This window comes from Nocardia sp. CDC160 (genome assembly GCF_035818795.1).
In the GTDB taxonomy this organism is placed as follows: Bacteria; Actinomycetota; Actinomycetes; order Mycobacteriales; family Mycobacteriaceae; genus Nocardia.
On the sequence record NZ_JAYKYT010000007.1, the window covers coordinates 195,509 to 216,508 of the forward strand.

General features: G+C 67.9%; 21 protein-coding genes. 8 read left to right on the top strand and 13 right to left on the bottom strand.

The genetic code is table 11. The features are described 5' to 3' along the window. Positions 1 to 24: 24 nt before the first annotated feature. From VMT40_RS33780 to VMT40_RS33795, 4 genes are all read right to left on the bottom strand, one after another. Positions 25 to 921, bottom strand: coding sequence for a thioesterase family protein (locus VMT40_RS33780; protein ID WP_326363462.1), 897 nt, complete (start codon positions 919 to 921; stop codon positions 25 to 27). 139 nt (positions 922 to 1,060) lie between these two features. Then, entirely contained in the window at positions 1,061 to 1,981 is a 921-nt protein-coding gene (locus VMT40_RS33785) for a sugar phosphate isomerase/epimerase family protein (protein ID WP_326363629.1), read from the bottom strand. Positions 1,982 to 2,003: 22 nt separating this feature from the next. Then, positions 2,004 to 3,380 carry a hypothetical protein gene (locus VMT40_RS33790; protein ID WP_326363464.1) on the bottom strand — a complete coding sequence of 459 codons (1,377 nt, stop codon included), beginning with the start codon at positions 3,378 to 3,380 and terminating at the stop codon, positions 2,004 to 2,006. A gap of 398 nt (positions 3,381 to 3,778) precedes the next feature. Next, on the bottom strand, positions 3,779 to 4,771 hold the full coding sequence (locus VMT40_RS33795; protein ID WP_326363465.1) for a Ppx/GppA phosphatase family protein: 993 nt from the start codon (positions 4,769 to 4,771) through the stop codon (positions 3,779 to 3,781). A gap of 65 nt (positions 4,772 to 4,836) precedes the next feature. On the opposite strand from VMT40_RS33795, the gene VMT40_RS33800 reads away from it, so the two are divergent. The 4 genes from VMT40_RS33800 to VMT40_RS33815 all read left to right on the top strand — a co-directional run bounded on the left by VMT40_RS33800 (position 4,837) and on the right by VMT40_RS33815 (position 7,688). Further along, positions 4,837 to 5,757, top strand: a complete 921-nt coding sequence (locus VMT40_RS33800) for a hypothetical protein (protein ID WP_442790100.1) — start codon at positions 4,837 to 4,839, stop codon at positions 5,755 to 5,757. A 100-nt stretch (positions 5,758 to 5,857) separates the two neighbouring features. Next, entirely contained in the window at positions 5,858 to 6,502 is a 645-nt protein-coding gene (locus tag VMT40_RS33805) for a hypothetical protein (RefSeq protein ID WP_326363466.1), read from the top strand. 76 nt (positions 6,503 to 6,578) lie between these two features. Next, positions 6,579 to 7,145 (top strand): hypothetical protein, encoded by a 567-nt coding sequence (locus VMT40_RS33810; RefSeq protein ID WP_326363467.1) that lies wholly within the window; start codon positions 6,579 to 6,581, stop codon positions 7,143 to 7,145. 186 nt (positions 7,146 to 7,331) lie between these two features. Further along, positions 7,332 to 7,688, top strand: a complete 357-nt coding sequence (locus VMT40_RS33815) for a hypothetical protein (protein ID WP_326363469.1) — start codon at positions 7,332 to 7,334, stop codon at positions 7,686 to 7,688. A gap of 106 nt (positions 7,689 to 7,794) precedes the next feature. On the opposite strand, the gene VMT40_RS33820 is transcribed toward VMT40_RS33815, so the two are convergent. From VMT40_RS33820 to VMT40_RS33830, 3 genes are all read right to left on the bottom strand, one after another. Further along, positions 7,795 to 8,484, bottom strand: a complete 690-nt coding sequence (locus tag VMT40_RS33820) for a response regulator transcription factor (RefSeq protein WP_326305904.1) — start codon at positions 8,482 to 8,484, stop codon at positions 7,795 to 7,797. Further along, the gene (locus VMT40_RS33825) at positions 8,481 to 9,731 is read right to left on the bottom strand and encodes a sensor histidine kinase (RefSeq protein WP_326305902.1); all 1,251 of its coding nucleotides are present in this window, start codon (positions 9,729 to 9,731) and stop codon (positions 8,481 to 8,483) included. The genes VMT40_RS33820 and VMT40_RS33825 overlap by 4 nt, the downstream gene beginning before the upstream one ends. A gap of 165 nt (positions 9,732 to 9,896) precedes the next feature. Then, positions 9,897 to 10,283, bottom strand: coding sequence for a winged helix-turn-helix transcriptional regulator (locus tag VMT40_RS33830; RefSeq protein ID WP_326363471.1), 387 nt, complete (start codon positions 10,281 to 10,283; stop codon positions 9,897 to 9,899). An 88-nt stretch (positions 10,284 to 10,371) separates the two neighbouring features. Here VMT40_RS33830 and VMT40_RS33835 point away from each other — a divergent pair, with 88 nt between their 5' ends. Then, the gene (locus VMT40_RS33835; RefSeq protein ID WP_326363473.1) at positions 10,372 to 11,040 is read left to right on the top strand and encodes an NADPH-dependent F420 reductase; all 669 of its coding nucleotides are present in this window, start codon (positions 10,372 to 10,374) and stop codon (positions 11,038 to 11,040) included. Between the two features lie 195 nt (positions 11,041 to 11,235). Here the strand turns inward: VMT40_RS33835 and VMT40_RS33840 are convergent, their stop codons facing one another. The 6 genes from VMT40_RS33840 to VMT40_RS33865 form a co-directional block, all read right to left on the bottom strand. After that, positions 11,236 to 13,284 (bottom strand): CocE/NonD family hydrolase, encoded by a 2,049-nt coding sequence (locus tag VMT40_RS33840; RefSeq protein ID WP_326363475.1) that lies wholly within the window; start codon positions 13,282 to 13,284, stop codon positions 11,236 to 11,238. A gap of 246 nt (positions 13,285 to 13,530) precedes the next feature. Further along, positions 13,531 to 14,268 (bottom strand): phosphoglyceromutase, encoded by a 738-nt coding sequence (locus tag VMT40_RS33845; protein WP_326305894.1) that lies wholly within the window; start codon positions 14,266 to 14,268, stop codon positions 13,531 to 13,533. A gap of 43 nt (positions 14,269 to 14,311) precedes the next feature. After that, the gene (locus VMT40_RS33850; protein ID WP_326363476.1) at positions 14,312 to 15,199 is read right to left on the bottom strand and encodes an ROK family protein; all 888 of its coding nucleotides are present in this window, start codon (positions 15,197 to 15,199) and stop codon (positions 14,312 to 14,314) included. A gap of 51 nt (positions 15,200 to 15,250) precedes the next feature. Beyond that, on the bottom strand, positions 15,251 to 15,817 hold the full coding sequence (locus VMT40_RS33855; protein ID WP_326363477.1) for a YbjN domain-containing protein: 567 nt from the start codon (positions 15,815 to 15,817) through the stop codon (positions 15,251 to 15,253). Next, on the bottom strand, positions 15,814 to 17,184 hold the full coding sequence (mshA, locus tag VMT40_RS33860) for a D-inositol-3-phosphate glycosyltransferase (RefSeq protein ID WP_326363631.1): 1,371 nt from the start codon (positions 17,182 to 17,184) through the stop codon (positions 15,814 to 15,816). The genes VMT40_RS33855 and mshA overlap by 4 nt, the downstream gene beginning before the upstream one ends. A 98-nt stretch (positions 17,185 to 17,282) precedes the next feature. Further along, positions 17,283 to 18,107 carry an alpha/beta fold hydrolase gene (locus VMT40_RS33865; protein WP_326363479.1) on the bottom strand — a complete coding sequence of 275 codons (825 nt, stop codon included), beginning with the start codon at positions 18,105 to 18,107 and terminating at the stop codon, positions 17,283 to 17,285. A 59-nt stretch (positions 18,108 to 18,166) separates the two neighbouring features. Here VMT40_RS33865 and VMT40_RS33870 point away from each other — a divergent pair, with 59 nt between their 5' ends. The 3 genes from VMT40_RS33870 (at position 18,167) to VMT40_RS33880 (ending at position 20,975) form a co-directional block, all read left to right on the top strand. Beyond that, positions 18,167 to 18,901: an SDR family NAD(P)-dependent oxidoreductase gene (locus VMT40_RS33870; protein WP_326363480.1), complete on the top strand. Its 735-nt coding sequence runs from the start codon at positions 18,167 to 18,169 to the stop codon at positions 18,899 to 18,901. A 151-nt stretch (positions 18,902 to 19,052) separates the two neighbouring features. After that, a complete protein-coding gene (locus VMT40_RS33875; RefSeq protein ID WP_326363481.1) occupies positions 19,053 to 20,087 on the top strand; it encodes a 3-oxoacyl-ACP synthase III family protein in 1,035 nt (344 codons plus the stop codon). 6 nt (positions 20,088 to 20,093) lie between these two features. Beyond that, positions 20,094 to 20,975 carry a 3-oxoacyl-[acyl-carrier-protein] synthase III C-terminal domain-containing protein gene (locus VMT40_RS33880; RefSeq protein ID WP_326363482.1) on the top strand — a complete coding sequence of 294 codons (882 nt, stop codon included), beginning with the start codon at positions 20,094 to 20,096 and terminating at the stop codon, positions 20,973 to 20,975. Positions 20,976 to 21,000 lie beyond the last annotated feature (25 nt).

Genomic DNA, 21,000 nt, shown 5'->3' on the forward strand with positions numbered 1-21,000 from the left:
TGTCAAGGCTAGCGGGACAGGCGTTTACCTCGGCTGGGGGATCAGGGCCAGTTGGCGGCTTTGGGCGACGATGGCTCCGGTGGAGTCGAGGACCAGTTGGTCCTCGTCGAACATGCGGTGGCCGACCTCGCGGCTGTGGGCGATGACGCGCAGCCAGCCGGGGGCCGGGCGGCGGCGCAGATAGGTGGTCATCTGAACCGTGGGGGCCCAGCCGAAGTGGCCGAGGTTCATGGGGACCGGGGGGCTCATGTCGGCGGCCATCATGGCGAAGAAGGCGGAGACGTCCGGATCGCGTTCGTCGCCGTCGAAGGGGCGAATCCACAGGCGCAGGCGCGGTTCGGATTTCTCGCCGGTGAGGAAGCGGGCCCACGTCGGGTCGAGGGCGACCGAGGAGCCCTGGGCCACGTGGACGACCTTGCCCATGGGGTTGTTCTCGTCGTAGGCGAGGGCGTCCGGGGCGGGCTCGGCGGGCATGTCCCGGGCGTGGTCGGCGGCGTACTGCGGATCCGCGTCGTCGAGGTGGCCGAAGGTGAAGGCGGTGTGCACCAGGGTGCGGCCGTTTTGGATCAGGCTCGCGTCGATGAGGGCGATCTGACGGCCCAGCTTGCGGGTGCGGACCTCGTATTCGACCTCGCCGGGATCGGGCGCGCCGAGGAAGTCGGTGCTCGCCGAGATCGCGAACATGGCGGCCTGCTCGGGCGCGGTGCGGCGCAGCCACTCCGTCGCGGCCGCGGCGCTGGCGGCGACCATCGTGCCGCCGTGCACCTTGGTGCCGATGGTCCAGATCGGGTCGATGGAGCCCGCGTAGCGACCGAGTTCGGGAGTCGGCGAATCGAGTTCGGTGAGCGCGCAGACGCGACCGAACGGCGCGTCGGCCAATTCGCTCGCCGACGCGAGATCGACGGTCAACTCCGTTGTCATCCGCTGTCCTTCCACTGTGGTTTGTACAGCGTAAATGGACATCACGATCATTCCGAACCGAAGGTGGGATTAGTCACCCAACTCTCGGGGGCTCTCAGGGGCTTCCCCTGAAACCCCAATCAACCGATGAGAAAAATAGTCAGCCGAGGTGGGCGGCTGTGGGCTCCGGGGTTGGGGCGGGGGTCAGGTCGGTGAGGTGTTTGCGGGCGAAGAGCAGGGCGCGGTTGAGCATGGCGGCGCGGGCACCGGTGGTGCGGGCCATTTGGGTGTTCACCTCGATGACGGCCTGGCCGTCGAAACCGTTGTGGACCAACATTTCACACAGTTCGGCGACCGGTTGGGTGCCCTCGCCGGGGATCAGGTGTTCGTCGGTGGCCGCGCCGCGGCCGTCGGCCAGGTGCAGGTGGGTCAGGCCGGAACCCATGCGGCCCGCCAACATCAGCGGATCCATGCCCGCGGTCGCGGTGTGCGACGTGTCGAGGGTGTAGTGGGCGAACCCGACATCGGTGGGGTCGTAGGACGGGCTGAAGGTCGTGATCGAGGGGCCCGGCCCGCCGCGGCGTTCCAGCCGCTGAATCGAGTTGCCGCGGAACAGGGTGTCGGCGCGCATGGGGAACATGTTCTCCACGGCCACCGCGACCGGGCTCGAACTCTCCAGCTCGGCAACCTGTTTGGCGAAGCCCTCGGCGTAGCGGCGCTGCCACCGGAAGGGCGGGTGCACGACCACGGTCGCCGCGCCCAGCGCCTCGGCGGTGTGGACGCTGCGGGTGAGCTTCGCGATCGGGTCCGACCCCCAGACCCGTTGCGAGATCAGCAGACACGGCGCGTGCACGGCCAGCACCGGAATGTCGTATTTGTGGGTGAAATGCTGCACGGTGGCAATGGACTGGCTGGCCGGTTCGGCCCACACCATGAGTTCCACACCGTCGTAACCGAGTTCGGCCGCGTAGCGGAACGCGGCCTCGGTGTTCTCCGGATACACCGAGGCCGTCGAGAGCCCGACCCGGATCTGCCGTCGCCCCGCCCCGTTCTCGGTGCCTGCCCCCTGTGCCCGCACGATGTTCCCCACTGCTGCTCCCTGCTCAGTTCGTACTGAGTAGAAAGGCTAGCGGCCCGAGCGTCACGAAGACGCCTACGACGACGGCAATCACAGTCGAGAAAATGTCGTCGGTGCGGCGCAATACCCGAACCAATGCCACCAGGCCCAGAATCACGATCATCGCCAGGGCCAGGGCAACCCACGGCTGCATTTCCCACATGCGCTCGAAGCCCTTGAACAGCAACATGCCCGCGACCGCCGCGCCCACGCTCTGGCCCGCGATCACCGCCCACTGTCGCCGATTCTCGTCCTCCTCGGAACGACCCTTGGCGCGCGAGCGAGCGGGTGCGGCGGCGCGGCTGCCGCGCGTGGCCGTGCGGCCCTTCGCCCCGGCCTTGCGGCCGATGGTTCCGGCCTTGGCCGTGAGCGTCGAGAGCCGACCGGCCATGGAGGGCCGGGGCTCGTCGTCGTAGTCGTCGTATTCGTCGTCGTCGAGCGGTTCGTAGAAATCGGTGAGGTGATCGTCGGGTTCCGGCTCGGGCACGGCTCGACCGCGACGTTTGCCACCGTTTCGCGAATTCCGGTCCGCGCGTTGGTCGTCGCGGCTCTGGGCGTCGCGGAGCAGATCACCGGCAACCGATTGGCCCGACAGCAGCTGCTGATCGTCGTCGGCCAGTGACGATGACCACGCGGCGGTCGGCACGGCCGCTTGATCCGCGCGAGCGCTCATCTGATCCCCGCGCGCGCCCATCTGATCTCCGCGAGCGCTCGGCTCGGCGTCGGGTCGTCTTCGCGCCGACCACGCCGGAAGTCCATTGGCGGCACCGTGATCGACACCGCCGCGCCGGTCGGCGGGCGGGCCCGGGAGCGGCTGGCGCTGGGCCTCGGCATGCCGACGGGCCGACCGCGACATCGGCGGCGCGCCGGGGGACATGGGCGCGGCCGCGGGGGGCATCGGCGGAGCCGGGGGTGACATCGGCGGGGCCGGGGGTGACATCGGCGGGGCCGCGGCGGCCTGCGGCACATCGAAGGCCGGGCGCGGATTGCGGGTCTGCGGTTCGGATCCCACCGTCGGCGACCACGCGGGGGCCGCCGGGGCCAAGGGGTTGAACTGGGTGCGGGACGAGTCACCGCGGAAGGGACGCACCTCGTCGGTGGTCTCGTCGTCCGGGTCGTAGCGGCGGCGACGGCCGCCCTCGCGCGGCGCGGGCGGAGCGGGAGTCCCGTTGGGCTGCAGGTGGTCCAGGCCGCCCTGCAGGTGGTCCAGCGACACCTCGGAATCCAGCGGATCCGGCTTGCGGCGACGGCCGCCGGTGGATCGACCGTCCGGCGGGGTCTCGGTGGGCGGCCAGTTCAGCCCGGCCGCCCAGTCCCGGCCGGACGGCTCGGGTAGGGACGGCGGCTGCGGGGCGGGCGCCAACGGGTCGTAATACGAAATCGGCCCGGAGAGGGGCGAATACGAGGGTTCCGGATCGGGTACCGAATAGGAAGAATAATCCGGTTGCGCCTGCGGTGCGGGCGCGGAGAAGTCCGAGTAATCCGAAAAGTTCGAGTAATCAGAATAATTCGAGTAGTTCGAAAGGTTTGAATAGTCCGATTCAATCGGAGCAGGCTCGGATACGGGCTCGGCCGCGGCCTCGTCCGGCGCGGCATGCGAGGACGAACCATTGCGCACGACCGGAATATCACCGGTCAGATCCGCGACGGAAATGCCTCGGCCGCTTCGACGTCTACGTCCCCCACCGCTCGCGGGGGGCCCACCTTGCTGCCCGTTCCGTGCCAGTAGTTCGGCGACGGACAGCTGACTTGCATCCTCGGTCATCGAGACACCGTTTCGATCGGGCCCGACAGGCCGCCCTCGGGGCCGCCTGCTATCGGTTCGCTATCCAGGTCGGTATCCAGTTTGCGCAAGATCAATCCCTCTCGCAGTGCCCAGGGACAGATTTCGAGCGTGTCCAGGGACAGTGCCCGCATACTCGCCTCCGCGACCAGCGCACCGGCCACGAGTTGCTGTGACCGATCAGAACTTACGCCTTCCAATTCTGCCCGGTCGGCGGCTGTCATTCGGGAAATGAACGCAATCAGCTGCCGCAGGCCGGAACTGGTGAGGGTACGCCGCACCCGGGGTCCCGCAACAGAGGGGGCGGCACCGGTCAGCCGCGCCAGCGAGCGGAAGGTCTTGGAGGTGCCCACCGCCAGATCCGGGCGGCCCACCTCGAGCAGCTGCTTGGCGGGCAGCACCAGCTCGGCGTCGAGCCAGTCGCGCAGCACGGCGACCCGGCGTTTGCCCGGCGGGTCGTGGCGCAGCCAGTCGCGGGTCAGGCGGCCCGCGCCCAATTGCAGCGAGAGCGCCACATCCGGCACCTCGTCCGCGCCATTGCTCATTTCGAGCGAGCCGCCGCCGATGTCCAGGTTGAGAATTCGCCCGGCGCTCCAGCCGTACCAGCGGCGCACGGCGAGAAAAGTGTGTCGAGCCTCATCGACACCGGAGAGGACCTTCAGATTGACGCCGGTCTCGCGGCGCACCCGGGCCAGCACCTCATCGGAGTTGGTGGCCTCGCGGACCGCGGAGGTGGCGAACGCCATCAGCTCCACGCAGCCGGAAGTCTTTGCGATGCTTGCGAATTCGGCTACCGTGGCGGTCAGTTTGGCCGCGCCCGCGGCGGTGATCCGACCGTGGTCGTCCATGCTCTCCGACAGCCGCAGCGCGGACTTCGTCGAACTCATCGGCATCGGGTGTCCACCACGATGCGCGTCCACCACGAGCAGGTGGACGGTATTGCTTCCCACATCGAGTACACCGAGCCGCACAAGAACACGGTACTGGGTGCGTCACGACTTCAGGCCAGGCGACTGAGCTGTTAGCGTTCCGCGTTGTGACGGCAGGTGCATCGGCGAGCGGGCCGACCGGGCTTCGACCAGCGACGAAGATCGACCCGGCGCCCGAGGTGGAACTCGACTTCCCCCGGGAGTGGATCGAATTCGTGGATCCAGCTAATGACGAGCATTTGATCGCGGCCGATCTGACCTGGCTGCTCTCGCGCTGGACCTGCGTTTTCGGCACCCCGGCCTGCCAGGGCATCATCGACGGCCGCGAGAACGACGGCTGCTGCTCGCACGGCGCGTTCCTCTCCGACGCCGAGGACGGCAAGAAGCTGCACGCGGCTGTGAAAATGCTCACAGCCGACGACTGGCAGCTGATGGACAAGGCCGTCGACAAGGACGGGAAGGTCCGCAAGAAGCTGTATCTGGAAGAGGACGACCTCGACGACGAACCGGCGTTGCGCACCCGGCGTGTCGACGGCGCGTGCATCTTCCTGAATCGGCCGGGCTTCAGCGAGGGCATCGGCTGCGCGTTGCACACCATGGCGCTGCGCAAGGGTCTCGAGCCGCTCACCGTGAAGCCCGAGGTTTGCTGGCAGCTTCCGATTCGCCGCACCCAGGAGTGGGTCGACCGGCCCGACGGGGTGGAGATCCTGCGGACCGTGATCACCGAATACGACCGTCGCGGCTGGGGTCCGGGCGGCCTGGATCTGAACTGGTACTGCACGGGTTCGCCGGACGCGCACGTCGGCACCCGGCCGGTGTGGGAGGCGTACGCGCCGGAGCTGATCGAGCTGATCGGCAAGCCCGCGTACGACGAGCTGGCGCAGCATTGCAAGCGTCGGCAGGGGCTCGGCATCGTGGCGGTGCATCCGGCCACGGCCATCGCCGAGGAGAAGGCGGCCGCGGAGGCGAATACCCCCGCGAAGAAGCCGAGCGCGGCCAAAACGGCCCGCAAGCCGAAGAACGGTTAGCTGATCGTTCCTCAGTTTTCTGAAATCTAGGATTTTCAGAACTGGTTTCACCTACTGTGCGATTGACCCAACCCCTCATGGGTCCAGCACAGGAGTACACATGAGCAAGACTTCGCCCGCACGGCGGCAGCTCGGCCTCGGCCTGGCCGGTGTCGCCGTCGCGGCCGGGGCCGTGACGGTACTGGTGGCCTCGCACTCGCCGACCGCCAATGCCACCGTCGATTCGATCAGCATCTCGAGCACGGATCTCGTCGTCGGCCATACATACACGCTCAGCGCCGATCTGAGCGGCGCTTCGGTCGGACTGCTCGTCTATTGGAGCGACAACGGCCACAACCTCACCAGCGTGGGCAAGGTGCCGTGGCCGCCCGGGCACGCCAGCCTGGACTGGACCCCGGGCACGGCCGGACAGCACATCATCGCGCTCTCACAGGGCAACAGCACCAAGACGCTGATCGTGAACGTGTCCGACGGGTCGGTCCCGACGACCACCACCACGGTGCCGCCCACCACGACCACCACCGTCCCGCCCACGACCACGACGGTGCCGCCCACGACCACCACGACCGTCCCGCCGACCACCACGGTCCCGCCGACGACGACCACCGAGCCGCCGACCACCACCACGGCTCCGCCGACCACCACCACCGAGCCCCCGACCACCACCACGGCCCCGCCGACCATCACCACCCAGCCCAGCGGTGGCGGCACCGGTAGCGCCAACGGCCTGCCCTTCGGGCTCTGACGGATTTCCAATTCCCTTGGGCCACAGCCCGAGACATCCCTTGGGCCACGGCCCGAGACACAGCACAGGAGTACCCATGCGCAGCAACCCTTCGGGCCGCGTGATCGGGGCCGGACTGGCCGCCCTCACCGTCACCGGCGCGGCCGCGATGGCGGTGACCATGTCGCCCGCCGCGAACGCCACCGTGGACACCATCACCGTGTCGGACAACTCGCCGGTGGTCGGCGGCTCGTACACCCTCTACGCCGATCTCTCCGGCGCGTCGATCGGCCTGCTGGTCAACTGGAACGACAACGGGCAGAGCCTGACCAAGGGCGTCGGCATCGTGCCCTGGCCGGTCGGGCACTCCAGCGTGACCTGGCAGCCCACCACCCCGGGCCAGCACATCATCACGGCCTCGCAGGGCAGCAGCACCCAGACCCTGATCCTGAACGTGAGCGACGGTTCGGGCACGCCGACCACCACCACCGCACCGCCGACCACCACCACGACCGTGCCGCCGACCAGCACCCCGGCCACCAGCCAGCCGAGCACCAGCCAGCCGGGCAACGGCGGCAGCGGCAGCGGCGGCACGGGCAGCGCCACCGGTAGCGCGGGCACGCTGGTCGGCGCGCTGCTGCGCGGGCTCTTCGGCAGCAGCTAGTCGCACCGGGCGCGGGTGTCCGGCGGGTGAACATTCGGTGTCCCCGCCGGGCAATCGAATCAACCTGCGCCGAAGTATATTTCGATTCGCTATCGGCGCCGTGACCTCGGCCGGTGAATAGCCGGAAGTATGCGTGACATCGCCTCGCTATTGCGAATTCACCGAAACGTGTTAGACATCCTGGCCATGATCAAGAAAACCCTCGCCGTCGCGGCCCTGGCCGCCGGTGCCGTTGTCTCCCTTGCGCCGCAAGCCTTCGCCGATAACGCCGATCCCAACGCGTACTCCGATCAGACCGCCAACTTCGTCGTGTACAACGACCCCGCCGTGCTGGGCGCGAAGGATGCCGGTAAGCAGATCATCGTCAGCCCGTACGGCACCAGCCACACCATCGCGTGCAAGGGCAATGGCGTGGACGTGCCGCTGTACGCCTGCATGCAGCAGGACAACCCGGGTCTGGGCTGGATCATCCTGCAGCAGCAGGATCTTCCGGGTCTCGGCCCGGCGTGGGTCGACACCATGCAGAACGACCCCAACGCCTAGTCGCCGACAACGGCCGGGGGGCTGCTCGAATCTTGGTCGGGAGAAAGCACGAAACCCGCCCGCCTCGCGAATCGCGAAGCGGGCGGGTTCTTTTCGTTCGAGGGGCCTACGCTTCCAGCTTGTAGCCCAGGCCGCGCACCGTGACCAGGTGTTCCGGCTTGGCCGGGTCCGCCTCGATCTTGGAGCGCAGGCGCTTGACGTGCACGTCGAGGGTCTTGGTGTCGCCGACGTAGTCGGCGCCCCAGACGCGGTCGATGAGCTGTCCGCGGGTCAGGACGCGACCCGAGTTGCGCAGCAGGTACTCGAGCAGGTCGAACTCCTTGAGCGGCAGGGTCACCGCCTTGCCGTTGACCTGCACGGTGTGGCGGTCCACATCCATGCGCACGGGTCCGGCCTCGAGCACGCTGGTCTCGCTGCCGTTGTCGGGCTCCTCGCCCGCGCCGCGGCGCAGCACCGCGCGAATGCGAGCGATCAGCTCACGCGAGGAGTAGGGCTTGGTGACGTAGTCGTCGGCGCCCAGTTCCAGGCCGACCACCTTGTCGATCTCGCTGTCGCGCGCGGTCACCATGATGACCGGGACGCTGCCGCGAGCACGCAGCTGCTTGCACACGTCGGTGCCGCTCATGCCGGGGAGCATGAGATCGAGCAAGACGATGTCCGCGCCGGAACGATCGAACTCGGACAGGGCGGACGGGCCGTCGCCCACCACCGTGACCTCGAACCCCTCCTTGCGCAGCAGGAACGCGAGCGGATCGGCCAGCGACTCCTCGTCCTCGACGATCAGCACACTCGTCATCGGGTTGCCTCCACACCGTTGGTTCTGGCCCGCCCGACGGGGCGCGGGCCGTTTTCCTTCTTGGCCACCGGAACCCCGATGGCAAGCTTCTTCTCGCCCTGCCCGTTGGAATCGGCAGGGTGGGCCGGGATACGCAGCGTGAACGTCGATCCGGTGCCCAGTTTGCTCCACAGCGTGATCTCACCGTTGTGGTTGGCGGCCACATGCTTGACGATAGCCAGCCCCAGGCCGGTACCGCCGGTGGCGCGCGAGCGCGCCTTGTCGGCCCGGAAGAAACGCTCGAAAACGCGCTCCTGGTCCTCCTTGGAAATGCCGATACCGCGATCGGTGACCGCGATATTGACATAGCCGCCGCGCAGCGCCCGGCTCACCGAGACGTGGGAGCCGCGCGGGGAGTACGCGATGGCGTTCTCGACCAGGTTGGACAGCGCGGTCACCAGCAGGGTCTGATCGCCGAGCACCTCGAGGCCGCTGGTGGCGTCGGTGGAGACGGTGATGCCCGCGGCCTCGGCGGCGGTGCGGGAGCGCTCGATGGCCTGGGTGACGACGGTGTCGACGTCCACGGCCTCGAGCTCGGGCAGGCGTTCGGCGCCCTGCAGGCGCGAGAGCGCGATCAGCTCGGTCACCATCTTGCCCATGCGGCGGGCCTCGCCGTGCAGGCGTTCGCCGAAGTGCCGCACCGAGTCCGGATCGTCGGCGGACTCCAGCAACGCCTCGGCCAACAGGCTCATGGCACCGACGGGGGTCTTGAGCTCATGGCTCACATTGGCGACGAAGTCGCGGCGGGTGGCCTCCATGCGGGCCTGCTCCGAATCGTCGTCCGCGAACAGGACCACGAAGTTCGGATTCTCCTGCGAGAGCGGGCGAGCAACCCCTCGGACAGCGAGGCGGGCGCGGCCGGGCATGGGGATCTTGGCGGTGAGCTCGAACTCCACGTCCTGGCCGCCCGCCAGGACCTGTTCGACCGCGGCCCAGGCGCGTTCGTCGAGCAGCCGGTCGTGGACCACGCCCAGTTCCTCGGCGCGCGGGTTCACCAGCACCACGTCCCGGTACTGGTCCACCACGGCGATGCCGGACTCGGAGGCGAGCACGATCAGGTCCAGGACCTGCGACATGGTCAGCCCGGTGTCGGTGGCGGCGCGCAAGCGCTCCTGACGAGCGTTCACATACGGAATGAGCAGTCCGCCGACGGCCAGTCCTACTACGGCCGCCAGGACTGCCAAAAGCACGGCCTGTGGAACGCTCACACTTTGAATCGTACGGTCGCCCACGCGGGGTCAAACCCCGGGTGCAGGAAGTTTCGCGCAGGTCATGGGCACTTCCACGCTCGTTAGCCCGGCGTTTACGCAATGTTCGGTCTGCGTGTCAGCGCTGGTGAGCGGCTTTGCGGCAACCACTTTCGAGGCGCGCGTTCAGTCCTCCGGATCGTCGTAGAGCGCGGCGCGCACGGCGTCCCCGTGACGGTCCGCCCACTCACCCAGCGCGAAGATCGGACGCAGCAGATCGACGCCCGCCGGAGTCAGCGAATACTCCACGCGCGGAGGCGCTTCCGCGTATCGGCGACGTTCCAGCAACCCCATGGTCTCCATGCGCCGGAGGGTCTGGGTGAGCATCTTCTGACTGATTCCGCCGATGGCCCGGCGCAACTCGACCGGACGCATGGGCCCGTCCCGGAGTGTGTAAACGATCACAGTCAGCCACGAGTTGCCGAAGATGTCCACGCCCAACCGCGCCGGGCAGTCGGATTCGTAGGCGCCGTATTCGGGGAACCGCACCGGCTCGATGCTCTCGACCGTCATGAATACAGCCTGCCAGCGCCATTGCGCACCCGCAGGTGCGCATCGGAATTCCTAGCGTCGGGTTCGCAAGTCGAACCTAGGAGTTGAAATGCGAATCGGAATCATTGGAGCCGGTGCGATGGCGCGGGCACTCGGCGGCGGCTGGGCGGCGGCGGGCCACGAAATCGCCGTGGGGGCAAGGACTCCCGACGGGGCGGCCGCGGCGGCCGAGGTGATCGGGCACGGCGCCCGCGCGACCACCATCGCGGAGGCGGCGCGGTTCGGCGAGGTGACACTGCTCGCCCTGCCGGTCTCGGCGCTCGACGATGTCGTGCGGGAACACGGCGAGGCCTGGGCGGGTCGAACGGTCATCGACTGCACCAATGCCTATGCCCCCGACGGCTTCGCGCCGGACAGCGGCGGATTCACCCTCACCGAACCCGCCGTCGCCGAACGGATCGCCGCGACCGCTCCCGGCGCGCACGTGGTCAAGGCGTTCAACCTGCTGGCGGCCGAGGTATGGGAATCGGAGCAGCGCGAATTCGAGGGCCGCCAGCTGGCCGTTCCGCTCTGCGGGGACGCGCCCGAGGCATTGGATCTCGTGGCGAGCCTCGCCGAGGATCTGAAGCTGCGCCCCCTGCGCGCGGGCAAGCTCCGCCACGCCCGCTACCTGGAGGCCACGTCCGCTTTCGTGGTCGGAAACTGGTTCGCGGGCAACGACGCCCGAGCCATGTTCCCGCCCCTCGAATCGGCCTTCGCCATCCCTGACGCCGAATAGTACTGCCGTGTAGGACTGTTCGACATCGCACAAAGCCCGCCCGCGTCATCCCGGCATGTTGTTGGCCGGGATCTCCCCGCCGCTGGTGGGTTGCGGCCACACACGTCGGAATGACGGGGAGGGGGCCGAATAGCGAAAACCCCGGGGTGCACGCCGTTGTGCACTCCCGGGGAATTCATTCCCGGCGAGGCGGATTCACCAACCGGTGTTGCCGCGGACCGGGATATTCACGAAGCTCGGGCGGTTGGGGTCGAGTTGCAGGTGCTCGGGTTTCAGGCCGGTGTCGATGAGCATCGGCAGGATGGGCAGGCCCTTGGGGAAGTTGCCCGCGAAGACGTCGACGCGCAGGCGGTGGCCCGGCTGCAGCACGGCCTGGGTGCCGCCGAGGGCGATGTCCAGGGTGGTGGCCTCGCCGGGAACCGTCTCCTCGCGCTTGTCCAGGGAGGTGTAGGCGCGCGGGTCGGTGTAGTCGCCATTGGCCGAGCGGGTGCTGTTGGCCTCGTCGACCTGGCGCAGCGAGGCCATGAGCGAGCCGGAGGTCAGCACCGTGGACTGGCCGTCGGGCGCGACATCGTTGACGGTGACGGTCCAGTAGCCGTCGATGGCGTCCTGAACGGTATTGAGGTGCACCGCGATCGGGCCCGAGACGGTGGTCGCCTCGGCCACCGGCGCGCTGGTGAAGGTGAGCGCGTTGGTCTCGGCGATGCGGGAGTCCTTGGCGCAGGCGTCGATCAGGTTCAGGATGCCCGCGGTGGCCTGGGCGGCGTCATTGGAGCAGACGGTGGACAGGCCGGGCGCGATGGTGAGCCGGTCGGTATCGCCGTTCGCGGCCGCGGTGAGCGAGCCGTCGTGGACGCTGTTCGCGGTGCCGGAGGGCTGCGCCGAGAGGTACATGCGGCGGTAGTCCGCGGCCTCGGAAGCCGGTGCGGTGGGGCCGAATCCGCCCTGGGTGTTCCAGCCGCCGCCCTGCGTCTTGAGGGTCACCGGGCCGTAGGCGTCGATGCCGTTGTCGATGCCCTTGAGCCACTTGTCGAACCAGGCGCGCTGCAGCACGTCCAGGCGCGGCGGTGCGCCGACGCGGTTGACGTCCGAGCCCGAGGTGACGTGGTAGGTGTTGCCCATGAGCAGCTGCTTCTGGCCGGGCGGCAGCGGAATCTGGTTGTAGATCTTGGATTCCGAGTAGGTGAACAGGTCGTGCCAGCCACCGGTGACGAAGGTCGGGACCTGGATCTTGCTCGGGTCGCCGAGCCAGTCCCGACGCTCCTGGGTCAGGCCGTTGAGCATGTCCTTGACCCGCGGGTCGAGGCTTTCCATGGTCGTGCTGGTGTACGCCGACATGAGCACGTCGAGGTAGCCGAAGGGATCGTTGGCGCGATCCTGCAGCCACTTGAAATCGAAGCTGCCGTTGGCGATCGAGGCCAGGTCCGGCACCCACTTGAGGCCGTTGATGGCGCTCAGCCACAGCGGAATGAAGTTGAAGCCGAAGCCGCCGCCGGGCGCGAGCACGTCGTCGATGAGGTCGCTGCCGGGCACGATGGGGAAGATGGCCTTCAGCGCGGGCGGCTGCTTCTCGGCGGCCTGCACCTGGTTGATGGCCGAGTAGGACAGGCCGTTCATGCCGACGCGGCCGTTGCTGAAGCCCTGCTTGGATGCCCAGTCGATGACCTCGACGGTGTCCTGCTGCTCACGGCCGCGCAGCATGTCCCACTCGCCCTGCGAGAAGCCGGTGCCGCGCACGTCCACGACGACCTGCGTGTAGCCGGACTTGATGAGCTGGCGGTCGACGGAGAAGTTGCGGAGTTCGCCGTTGCCCGCCGCGTTCAGCAGTTCACCGAAGCCGGTGATCGGGGTGCCGTCGAGGTGGATGTTGCGGAAGACATTGAGCAGCGCGTCGCCCAAGCCGGGAATCGAGAAGGCGCTGTCGGCGACGTTCGACACCAGCTTGGTGTAGGGCGTCATGTTCACGATGGTCGGCGTCGGGGTGTCGATGCGACGGCCCGCGGCGTCGGCCGGGTGGTAGACGTTGGCCTTGAGGACCGTGCCGTCACTCATGGTGATCGGGACGTCCCAGTCGATGGCCACGTTCGGATACTGCTGCGGCCCATCCTCGGTGGCGGTCCAGGCGGCTCCGGCGGCGCCGCCGTCGGGTCCGGTCGGGGTGTCGGCATCGGCTGTGATGCCGGTCAAAGGAAGGAGCAGAGCGGCCGCGGTGGCTAGCACCGTGGCCCGTAGCGCGTGCCTCATCGAACGTGATCTACCTCTCGCAAATGGTCGAACGACCAGAGCATATCTACTCCGAAGTAAGTTGCAAACTCCGGTTACACATACCGATTTAAAGGGGCAACGCTTCGGCAAATTCATTTGCGAGAGTTGAGAAATACCCTACGGCGACGTAGTGAGATGCGGATCACACGAGCGTATAAGACATTCTGGAAATGAAAAACGCGCCGCGCCCGAAAGATTCGGTCGCAGCGCGTTTTTCGTTACTAACTACTTACCGCCCTGGTTGGCGACGGCGGCGGCACCGGCCGCGGCGGCCTCGGGGTCGAGGTAGACGCCCGCGCCGATCGGGCGCAGGTTCTCGTCGAGCTCGTACTTGAGCGGAATGCCGGTGGGGATATTCAGCCCGGCAATGTCCTCGTCCGAGATGTTCTCCAGGTGCTTCACCAGTGCGCGCAGCGAATTGCCGTGCGCGGCAACGAGAACGGTCTTTCCGGCGCGGACATCGGTCGCGATGGTGTCCTCCCAGTAGGGAACCATGCGGGCGACGACGTCCTTGAGGCATTCGGTGCGCGGCACCTCGATGCCCGCGTAGCGCGGGTCGCCGTCCTGCGAGTACTCGCTGTCCAGTTCGATCGGCGGGGGCGGGGTGTCGTAGCTGCGACGCCACAGCATGAACTGGTCGTCGCCGTACTGCTCCTTGATCTCCGCCTTGTTCTTGCCCTGCAGCGCGCCGTAGTGGCGCTCGTTCAGACGCCAGTCGCGGACCACCGGAATCCAGTGGCGGTCGCAGGCGTCGAGGGCATTGTTGGCGGTGCTGATGGCGCGGCGCAGCAGCGAGGTGTAGACGATATCGGGGAGAATCCCGTGCTCGGCCAGCAATTCACCGGCACGCTTGCCTTCCGCGACACCCTTGTCGGTGAGGCGAACGTCCACCCAGCCGGTGAACAGGTTGAGGGCATTCCATTCGCTCTCGCCGTGGCGCAGCAGCACGAGGGTGTACGTCATGAGGTCATCCTGCCACGCGGGATTTCACCCCTCACGCTGGGGTTTAAAGCTCGGCGAGGGCGAGAATCGCGGCCCCTTGCAGGGTGGCCTGATCGGTCAATTCGGACGGCACCACGCGCAGTTGGCGCAGGAATGTCAGGCGGGCGTGCGCCGCGGCGGCCGCGCGCAGCGGACCCCACAGCGGCTCACCGGATTGCGCGAAGCCGCCGCCGATGGCCACCAGATCGGTGTCGAGCAGGGCAGCCGCCGAGGCGACGGCCGTCCCGATCGCGGTGCCCGCCCGCTCGAGCGCGGCCACGGCGATCGGCTCGCCCGCGTGCGCGGCGGCCGCGAGCTCGACCCCGGTCGTCCCCGTCCACCCCTGCCGCCGCGCCCAGCGCACCGAGGATTTACCGCTCGCCACGGCCTCGACGCAGCCGAAACCGCCGCAGGCACAGGGCTCTTCCTGTCCGGGCACGACGATATGGCCGATGTGTCCGCCATTCCCGGTGCGGCCCATGACAACCCGGCCGTCGGAGATGATGCCGCCGCCGATACCGGAGGACACGGTCAGGGCGAGGACGTTGTCCACCCCGCGCGCCGCACCCAGCCGCTGTTCGGCCAGCACCAGGCACACGCCGTCGATGGCGAAGCGAATCTCGGCCTCGGGAAACAGTTTTCGCACCGAGTCCACGATCGGGAAACCGTCCACCCATTCCGGAATATTGAGCGGCCCGCACAGTCCGGCGGTCACATCCACCGGCCCGGCCGACCCGATCCCCACCGCGGTGACCCGGCTATCCCCCGCCACCTCGGTGAGCAGCGTCCGACAGGCGTCCCACACCCCGGATTCCGGCACCGCCACACGCCGAGACTCCCCCACCGTCCCGGCCGAATCGACCATGGCGGCCGCGAATTTCGTAGCCCCGATATCCAAAGCCAACGCCGTCATGGTTCCCGGTCTCCTTCGGTCGATGGAATCCGGACCGATTGTGCCAGCCGATTACTCTTTGTCGGCGGCTTCCACGAGGTGTTCGAAGGCTCGGAGGTTTTTCAAGGATTCGCCGCGCGAGACTCGCCATTTCCATTCCTTGCGAATGGATTCGGCGAAGCCGAGTTCGAGCAGGGTATTGAAGTCGGCGTCGACGGCCTCGAGGATTTGGCCGAACCAGCGGTCGAGTTCGTCGGCGCTGACGCGGTCGTTGGACATGCGGCCGACCAGGTAGATGTCGCCGACCCGGTCGATGGTGTAGGCCACGCCGTAGAGGCGGCGATTGCGGCGCAGCAGGAACTTGTAGACGCCCTCGAAGTTCTCGTCGGGCTTGCGGCAGACGAAGGACTCCATGCGCACGCCGTGCTTGCCGACGCTGACGCCGATGACGGTCTTGAGTTTGCGCTCGCCGGGCAGCACCACCACGAACAGGTCGGGTGCCTCGCGGCTGTGCTCGATCTCGCGCTCGCGCAGTGTCTCGGCGATGAGTTCGGCGGTGGCGCGGGCGGTTTCGTCGTTCAGGCCGCCGGTGCTCGCGTGCGGGCGCGGGGTCCAGTCGTCGCGGTCCACCTGACTCATCTGCGTAGTGCTCCCGTCCGACGCCGCCAGAGCGCCAGCGATCTCGCGTGATTGCTGTCGGTATGCAGGCTACCGCTGCGAATCCGGCTGCCCCGCGCCTGGGACAGGGCCGCCGAGTAGCTGGTGAGCAGTCCATCGGCGGTGTGCGCCCAGGAGAAGTTGGCGGCGTGGTCGACGGCGGCCGCGCCCATGACGCGGAGTCGGGCCGGGTCGTCGAGCAGGGAACGCAGGGCGGCGGCCCAGTCCGGGGTGCGGTGGCCCGGGACCAGCAGGCCCGAGACGCCGTCGCGCACGGCCGTGCCGAGTCCGCCCACATCGGCGGCCAGCACCGGGGTGCCGCTGGCCTGCGCCTCGATGGCGACCAGGCCGAAGGATTCGTTGTAGCTGGGCACCGCGACCACGTCGGCGGCGCGATAAACCTGCACCAAGCGGTCCGGCGGCTGCGGCGGCAGGAACGTGACGCGGTCCGAAATCCCCAGGGCCGCAGCCAATTCGATGAGGGCGTTGGGTCGCTCCAGGCCGCTGCCGGAGGGTCCGCCGACGATTACCACGCGCAGCGGGCGTCGGGTCGGATCGGGTTGGGCGGCCTCGTCGGCGAGCAGCTGCGCGGCGGCGCGGACCAGGACGTCGGGGGCCTTGAGGGGCTGGATGCGGCCGACGAAGGCCACGATCCGCTCGTCGGCGGGCAGCCCGAATTCGGCGCGGGCGGCGAGTTTGTCGCCCGGGCGGTAGCGGCTCAGGTCCGCGCCCGGCAACACCACGTCGATGCGTTCGGGGTCCGCGCCGTAGAGCTCGATGAGCTGGCGGGCTTCCTCACCGGTATTGGCGACCAATCGGTCGGCCTCGGCCACGATCTGCTTCTCACCGATCTCGCGCACCGCGGGCTCGGGACAGTCACCCTCGGCCAGATAGGCGTTCTTCACCGCGGCCAGGGTGTGCGCGGTGTGGACCATGGGCACCCGCCAGCGATCCCGGGCCAGCCAGCCCACCTGGCCGGACAGCCAGTAGTGCGAGTGAATGAGGTCGTAGTGCCCGACCGGATGCCGGGCCTCGGTGCGCAGCACCTCGGCGGCGAAGGGGCACAGCTGCGTGGGCAGATCGTGCTTGTCCAGGCCCTCGAACGGCCCGGCCACCACGTGGCGCACCAGCACGCCCGGGGCGGCCTCGACGACGGGTTCGTCATTGGAGGAGGTGGCCCGGGTGAAGATCTCGACCTGGGTGCCGCGCCGGGCCAGTTCGATGGCGGTCTGCAGCACGTAGACGTTCATGCCGCCCGCATCGCCCGTGCCGGGCTGGGCAAGTGGTGAGGTATGGACCGACAGCACGGCAATCCGATGGGGCCGTACGTCCGATCGTTGACTCACCACTTCAGTGTGCACGGGTGATTCAACACCCCATGCGGTGGTTACCTTCCCAAGTGACCTGCTTCACAAGGATTTTCGTCAGCGTGAATACAAATCCGCTATCAGCCCAGGTCGCGGGAAAAAGTAGTGATCTCCGACACGAACCGCTCGGGATCCTCGATGAAAAGGCCGTGCAGCGAGCCCGCCCAGTACGAGGTCCGCGCGTTCGGGACGTGCTCGGCGATATAGCGGCCGTTCTCGATCGGAACCACCGGGTCGTCGGTGCCGTGCAGGACGAGAACCGGCACGTCCAGGCCGCGCAGGGTCTCGGTGTTGTCGACCGTGCGATAGAACAGCGCCTTGCGGACCCTGGGCAGGGTGGCGATGCTGCCGCCGAACAGGCGCTGGGCGTCCACACCCTTGTCGCGGCCGGGGCCGACATTGGCATTGCCGAAGGCGGCGAAACCGCGGGTGGCCTTGCCCGCGTTCTCGTCGAAGACGTCGGGAATGGCCTTGCCCATGTTCGGGCCGGTGGCCGCGCCCTCGACGCCGCGACCGATATTCGCCTGTGAACCGGTGTAGACGACGCCCGCGACGGCGGTGGTGCCGTAGGCGGTCAGGTAGTCCGACAGCACGATGCCGCCGTAGGACCAGCCGAGCAGGATCGCGCCGGAGGTGATGTGCTCGGCGGCGAGGACGGCGGCGATATCGGCCGCCCAGTTCTTGGGATCGTCGTATCCGGTTTCGGGGGCATCGGAGTAGCCGTGGCCGCGCAGGTCCACGGCGATGACGCGGAAGTGCTCGGCGAGCAGATCGGCCGCGCGGCCCCAGTTGCGCAGGTTCCCGGCCCACCCGTGCAGGAGGACCAGCGGCCGAGCCGCTTCCGGACCGGTCACCCGGTAGACGATGGTCGTGCCGTCCGCGCTTGCCACATCCCGAATAGCCATACGAGTGAGGCTAACCACCCGCGACGCGCCGCCGACACGCCCTGCCTAAGCTCAGGATCATGAGCACTCGTAGCGCTGTGGTGACCGGAGCCAGTTCGGGTATCGGCGAGGCAACCGCCCGCGAACTCGCCAAGCAGGGGTATCACGTCTATGTCGGCGCGCGGCGGGTCGATCGGCTGGCGAAGCTGGCCGAGGAGATCGGCGGCACGGCGCTGCCGCTGGACGTGACCGACGAGGAGTCGGTGCGCGCCTTCACCGCGGCCGTCGAGCACTGCGACGTGCTGGTCAACAACGCGGGCGGCGCGAAGGGGCTGGCCCCGGTGCTCGAGGCCGATCTGGACGACTGGCGCTGGATGTGGGAGACCAATGTGCTGGGCACGCTGCGGCTCACGAAGGCCTTGCTGCCCAAGCTGATCGCCTCCGGCGACGGCCTCATCGTCACCGTCACCTCGGTGGCGGCGTTCTCCATCTACGACAATGGTTCCGGCTACACCTCCGCCAAGCACGCGCAGGCGGTGCTGCATCGGACGCTGCGCGGCGAATTGCTCGGCCAGCCCGTGCGTTTGACCGAGATCGCGCCGGGCGCGGTGGAGACCGAGTTCTCGCTGGTGCGTTTCGGCGGCGATGCCGAGCGCGCGGCGAGTGTGTACCGGGGCATCGATCCGCTGGTGGCGCAGGACATCGCGGAGATCGTGGGCTTCGTGGCGTCGCGGCCGCCGCACGTCAATCTGGACACCATCGTGGTCAAGCCGCGCGATCAGGCCGAGTCGGGTCGCTTCGCCCGGCGCAGCTGAGCTGCGTATCGCCGCGTAGCTGACCGGTCGCACGCCTGATGCGTTGTGCCGCACTGTAATTCAGCTCACAGATCTGAATCATAGATTTTTCAAAACCGAAATGCGGGCACTGCTAGCGTCCCTCGAAACCGAGGACGCTGGAAGTGAACACATGGCGAGATCACGCATCGAGGCGATCGGGTCCCATCTGCCCGACACCGAGGTATCGACCGCGGAACTACTGGCCCGACTGGCCGTCGAAGCACCTCTCGACCTGGAGCGCATCAGCGGCGTGCGGCACCGCCGCGTGTGCGCCGAGGGTGAGGATTCGTTCAGTCTCGCCCTGGCGGCGGCGCGTGCGGCACTGGACAATTCGTCCTATGACGCCGCCGAACTGGATGTCGTCATTTCCTGCTCCATCACCCGCATTCGCGACGGCGAATTCTGCGTCGAGCCCTCGTTCGCGCTGATGCTGCGCAATGAACTCGGCGCGGCCGGTGCCATCCACTTCGACGTCTCCAATGCCTGCGCGGGCATGATGAGCGGAGTTCTGGTGCTGGATCGCATGATTCGTGCGGGCCTGGTGAAACGCGGCCTGGTGGTTTCAGGAGAGTACATCACGCCCATCTCCGATACCGCGGTGCGTGAGATGTCGCAGAAATACGATCCGCAGTTCGCCTCACTGACCGTCGGTGACGGCGCGGCGGCCGTCATTCTCGATGGCGAAGGCACGGACGAGGATTGCGTCGACTACATCGAACTCAATACCAGCGCCGCGTTCGCGCAGCTCTGCCTCGGCATGCCCAGTGATCGCAGCCCCGGCATCGCGCTGTACACCGATAATCGGGCCATGCACAACGAGTCTCGCTATCTGCTGTGGACGACCCGGCAGCGAGATTTCCTCGCCGAGCGCGGCAGCAGTTTCGCCGCCGAGCGCTACGACCATGTGATCCATCATCAATTCAGTGCCCCCGCAGTGGAATTCGTGGCCAAGATCGCCGAGCGGGAATTCGATGCCGCGGTGCCGCCCGCGCTCATGGTCCTGGACCGCTTCGGCAACACCGCTTCCACCTCGCATTTCGTTGTTTTGCACGACGCGCTCAAACAACAACGGATAGCGTCCGGAGCGAAAGTACTGATGGTGCCCGCGGCCTCCGGTGTCGTGGCCGGGTTTCTGTCGGTGACGCTCGGCGATCTTCGGGTGTGATGCAGCATGGGAATCGTAATTTCTTCCGTAACCACCGAAATCGGCGGCGGCAGTTCCATCGAACAGGCGGCGGCCGCCGCGCGCCGCGCCATCGCGGAGGCCGGTACCACGCCGGAGCGCATCGACGCGCTCATCAATACCGGCGTCTATCGCGACTCGAACATGGTGGAACCGGCCATGTCCGCGCTGATTCAGCAGCAGGCGGGCATCGGGCTGGAGTATCACAGCGGTGATGTGCCGTGCCTGTCGTTCGATCTGATGAACGGGGCCTGCGGGATTCTCAATGCGGTGCAGGTCAGCCAGGCGCTGCTGGAGGCCCCGACCGTGCACCGGGTGCTGCTGGTGTCCGGTGACGCGCACCCGTCGAAATCGCCGGAGCCGCAGGCGGGCTTCCCGATCAAACCGGTCGGTGCGGCCATGCTGCTGGAAAAGGTGCCCGGCACAGCCGGTTTCGGGGCCTTGCACATCAGCGCCACCGACGGACGACCCGCGGCCGAAGGCTATCTGCGCTTATCGGAGATGGGAACGACCGGTCGGTCTTCGATCACCGTGAACCGCACCACCGGCCTCGAAGAGCTCCTGCACCACGCGATTTCGGCGGCCAGCGAGGCGCTCGAGGTGGCCGACGTGCCCGCCGACCGCGTCGTGCTCATCTGCGGACGGCCCACCGCCGACTTCCCGCACCTGCTGGCCCAACGGCTCGGCATCGACCCCGAGGCCGTCAGCGCCGACGACACCGAGAGCGACGCGCACACCTCGGCACTGCCGGTCGCCTTCCTGGCAGCCCGCGACAGCGGCAAGCTCGAGCGGGCCGACGTAGCCTTGTTCGTGGCCGCCGGGGCCGGACCCTCGGCCGCCGCCATCGCCTATCGCTTGCCGAAACGGTAAGCCCGGGCGCGAAATCCACCGGAGG

Excerpts from the sequence above, each read along its gene's own strand:
- VMT40_RS33830 (WP_326363471.1), bottom strand. The coding sequence starts at position 10,283 with ATGACGGTCGAGAGCATCGAGCCGGTGCGGTTCCCCGAATACGGCGCC.
- VMT40_RS33835 (WP_326363473.1), top strand. The coding sequence starts at position 10,372 with ATGCGAATCGGAATCATTGGAGCCGGTGCGATGGCGCGGGCACTCGGC.
- VMT40_RS33840 (WP_326363475.1), bottom strand. The coding sequence starts at position 13,284 with ATGAGGCACGCGCTACGGGCCACGGTGCTAGCCACCGCGGCCGCTCTG.
- VMT40_RS33820 (WP_326305904.1), bottom strand. The coding sequence starts at position 8,484 with ATGACGAGTGTGCTGATCGTCGAGGACGAGGAGTCGCTGGCCGATCCG.
- VMT40_RS33780 (WP_326363462.1), bottom strand. The coding sequence starts at position 921 with ATGACAACGGAGTTGACCGTCGATCTCGCGTCGGCGAGCGAATTGGCC.
- VMT40_RS33875 (WP_326363481.1), top strand. The coding sequence starts at position 19,053 with ATGGCGAGATCACGCATCGAGGCGATCGGGTCCCATCTGCCCGACACC.
- VMT40_RS33880 (WP_326363482.1), top strand. The coding sequence starts at position 20,094 with ATGGGAATCGTAATTTCTTCCGTAACCACCGAAATCGGCGGCGGCAGT.
- VMT40_RS33855 (WP_326363477.1), bottom strand. The coding sequence starts at position 15,817 with ATGAGTCAGGTGGACCGCGACGACTGGACCCCGCGCCCGCACGCGAGC.
- VMT40_RS33850 (WP_326363476.1), bottom strand. The coding sequence starts at position 15,199 with ATGACGGCGTTGGCTTTGGATATCGGGGCTACGAAATTCGCGGCCGCC.
- VMT40_RS33845 (WP_326305894.1), bottom strand. The coding sequence starts at position 14,268 with ATGACGTACACCCTCGTGCTGCTGCGCCACGGCGAGAGCGAATGGAAT.
- VMT40_RS33805 (WP_326363466.1), top strand. The coding sequence starts at position 5,858 with ATGAGCAAGACTTCGCCCGCACGGCGGCAGCTCGGCCTCGGCCTGGCC.
- VMT40_RS33870 (WP_326363480.1), top strand. The coding sequence starts at position 18,167 with ATGAGCACTCGTAGCGCTGTGGTGACCGGAGCCAGTTCGGGTATCGGC.
- VMT40_RS33810 (WP_326363467.1), top strand. The coding sequence starts at position 6,579 with ATGCGCAGCAACCCTTCGGGCCGCGTGATCGGGGCCGGACTGGCCGCC.
- VMT40_RS33815 (WP_326363469.1), top strand. The coding sequence starts at position 7,332 with ATGATCAAGAAAACCCTCGCCGTCGCGGCCCTGGCCGCCGGTGCCGTT.
- VMT40_RS33865 (WP_326363479.1), bottom strand. The coding sequence starts at position 18,107 with ATGGCTATTCGGGATGTGGCAAGCGCGGACGGCACGACCATCGTCTAC.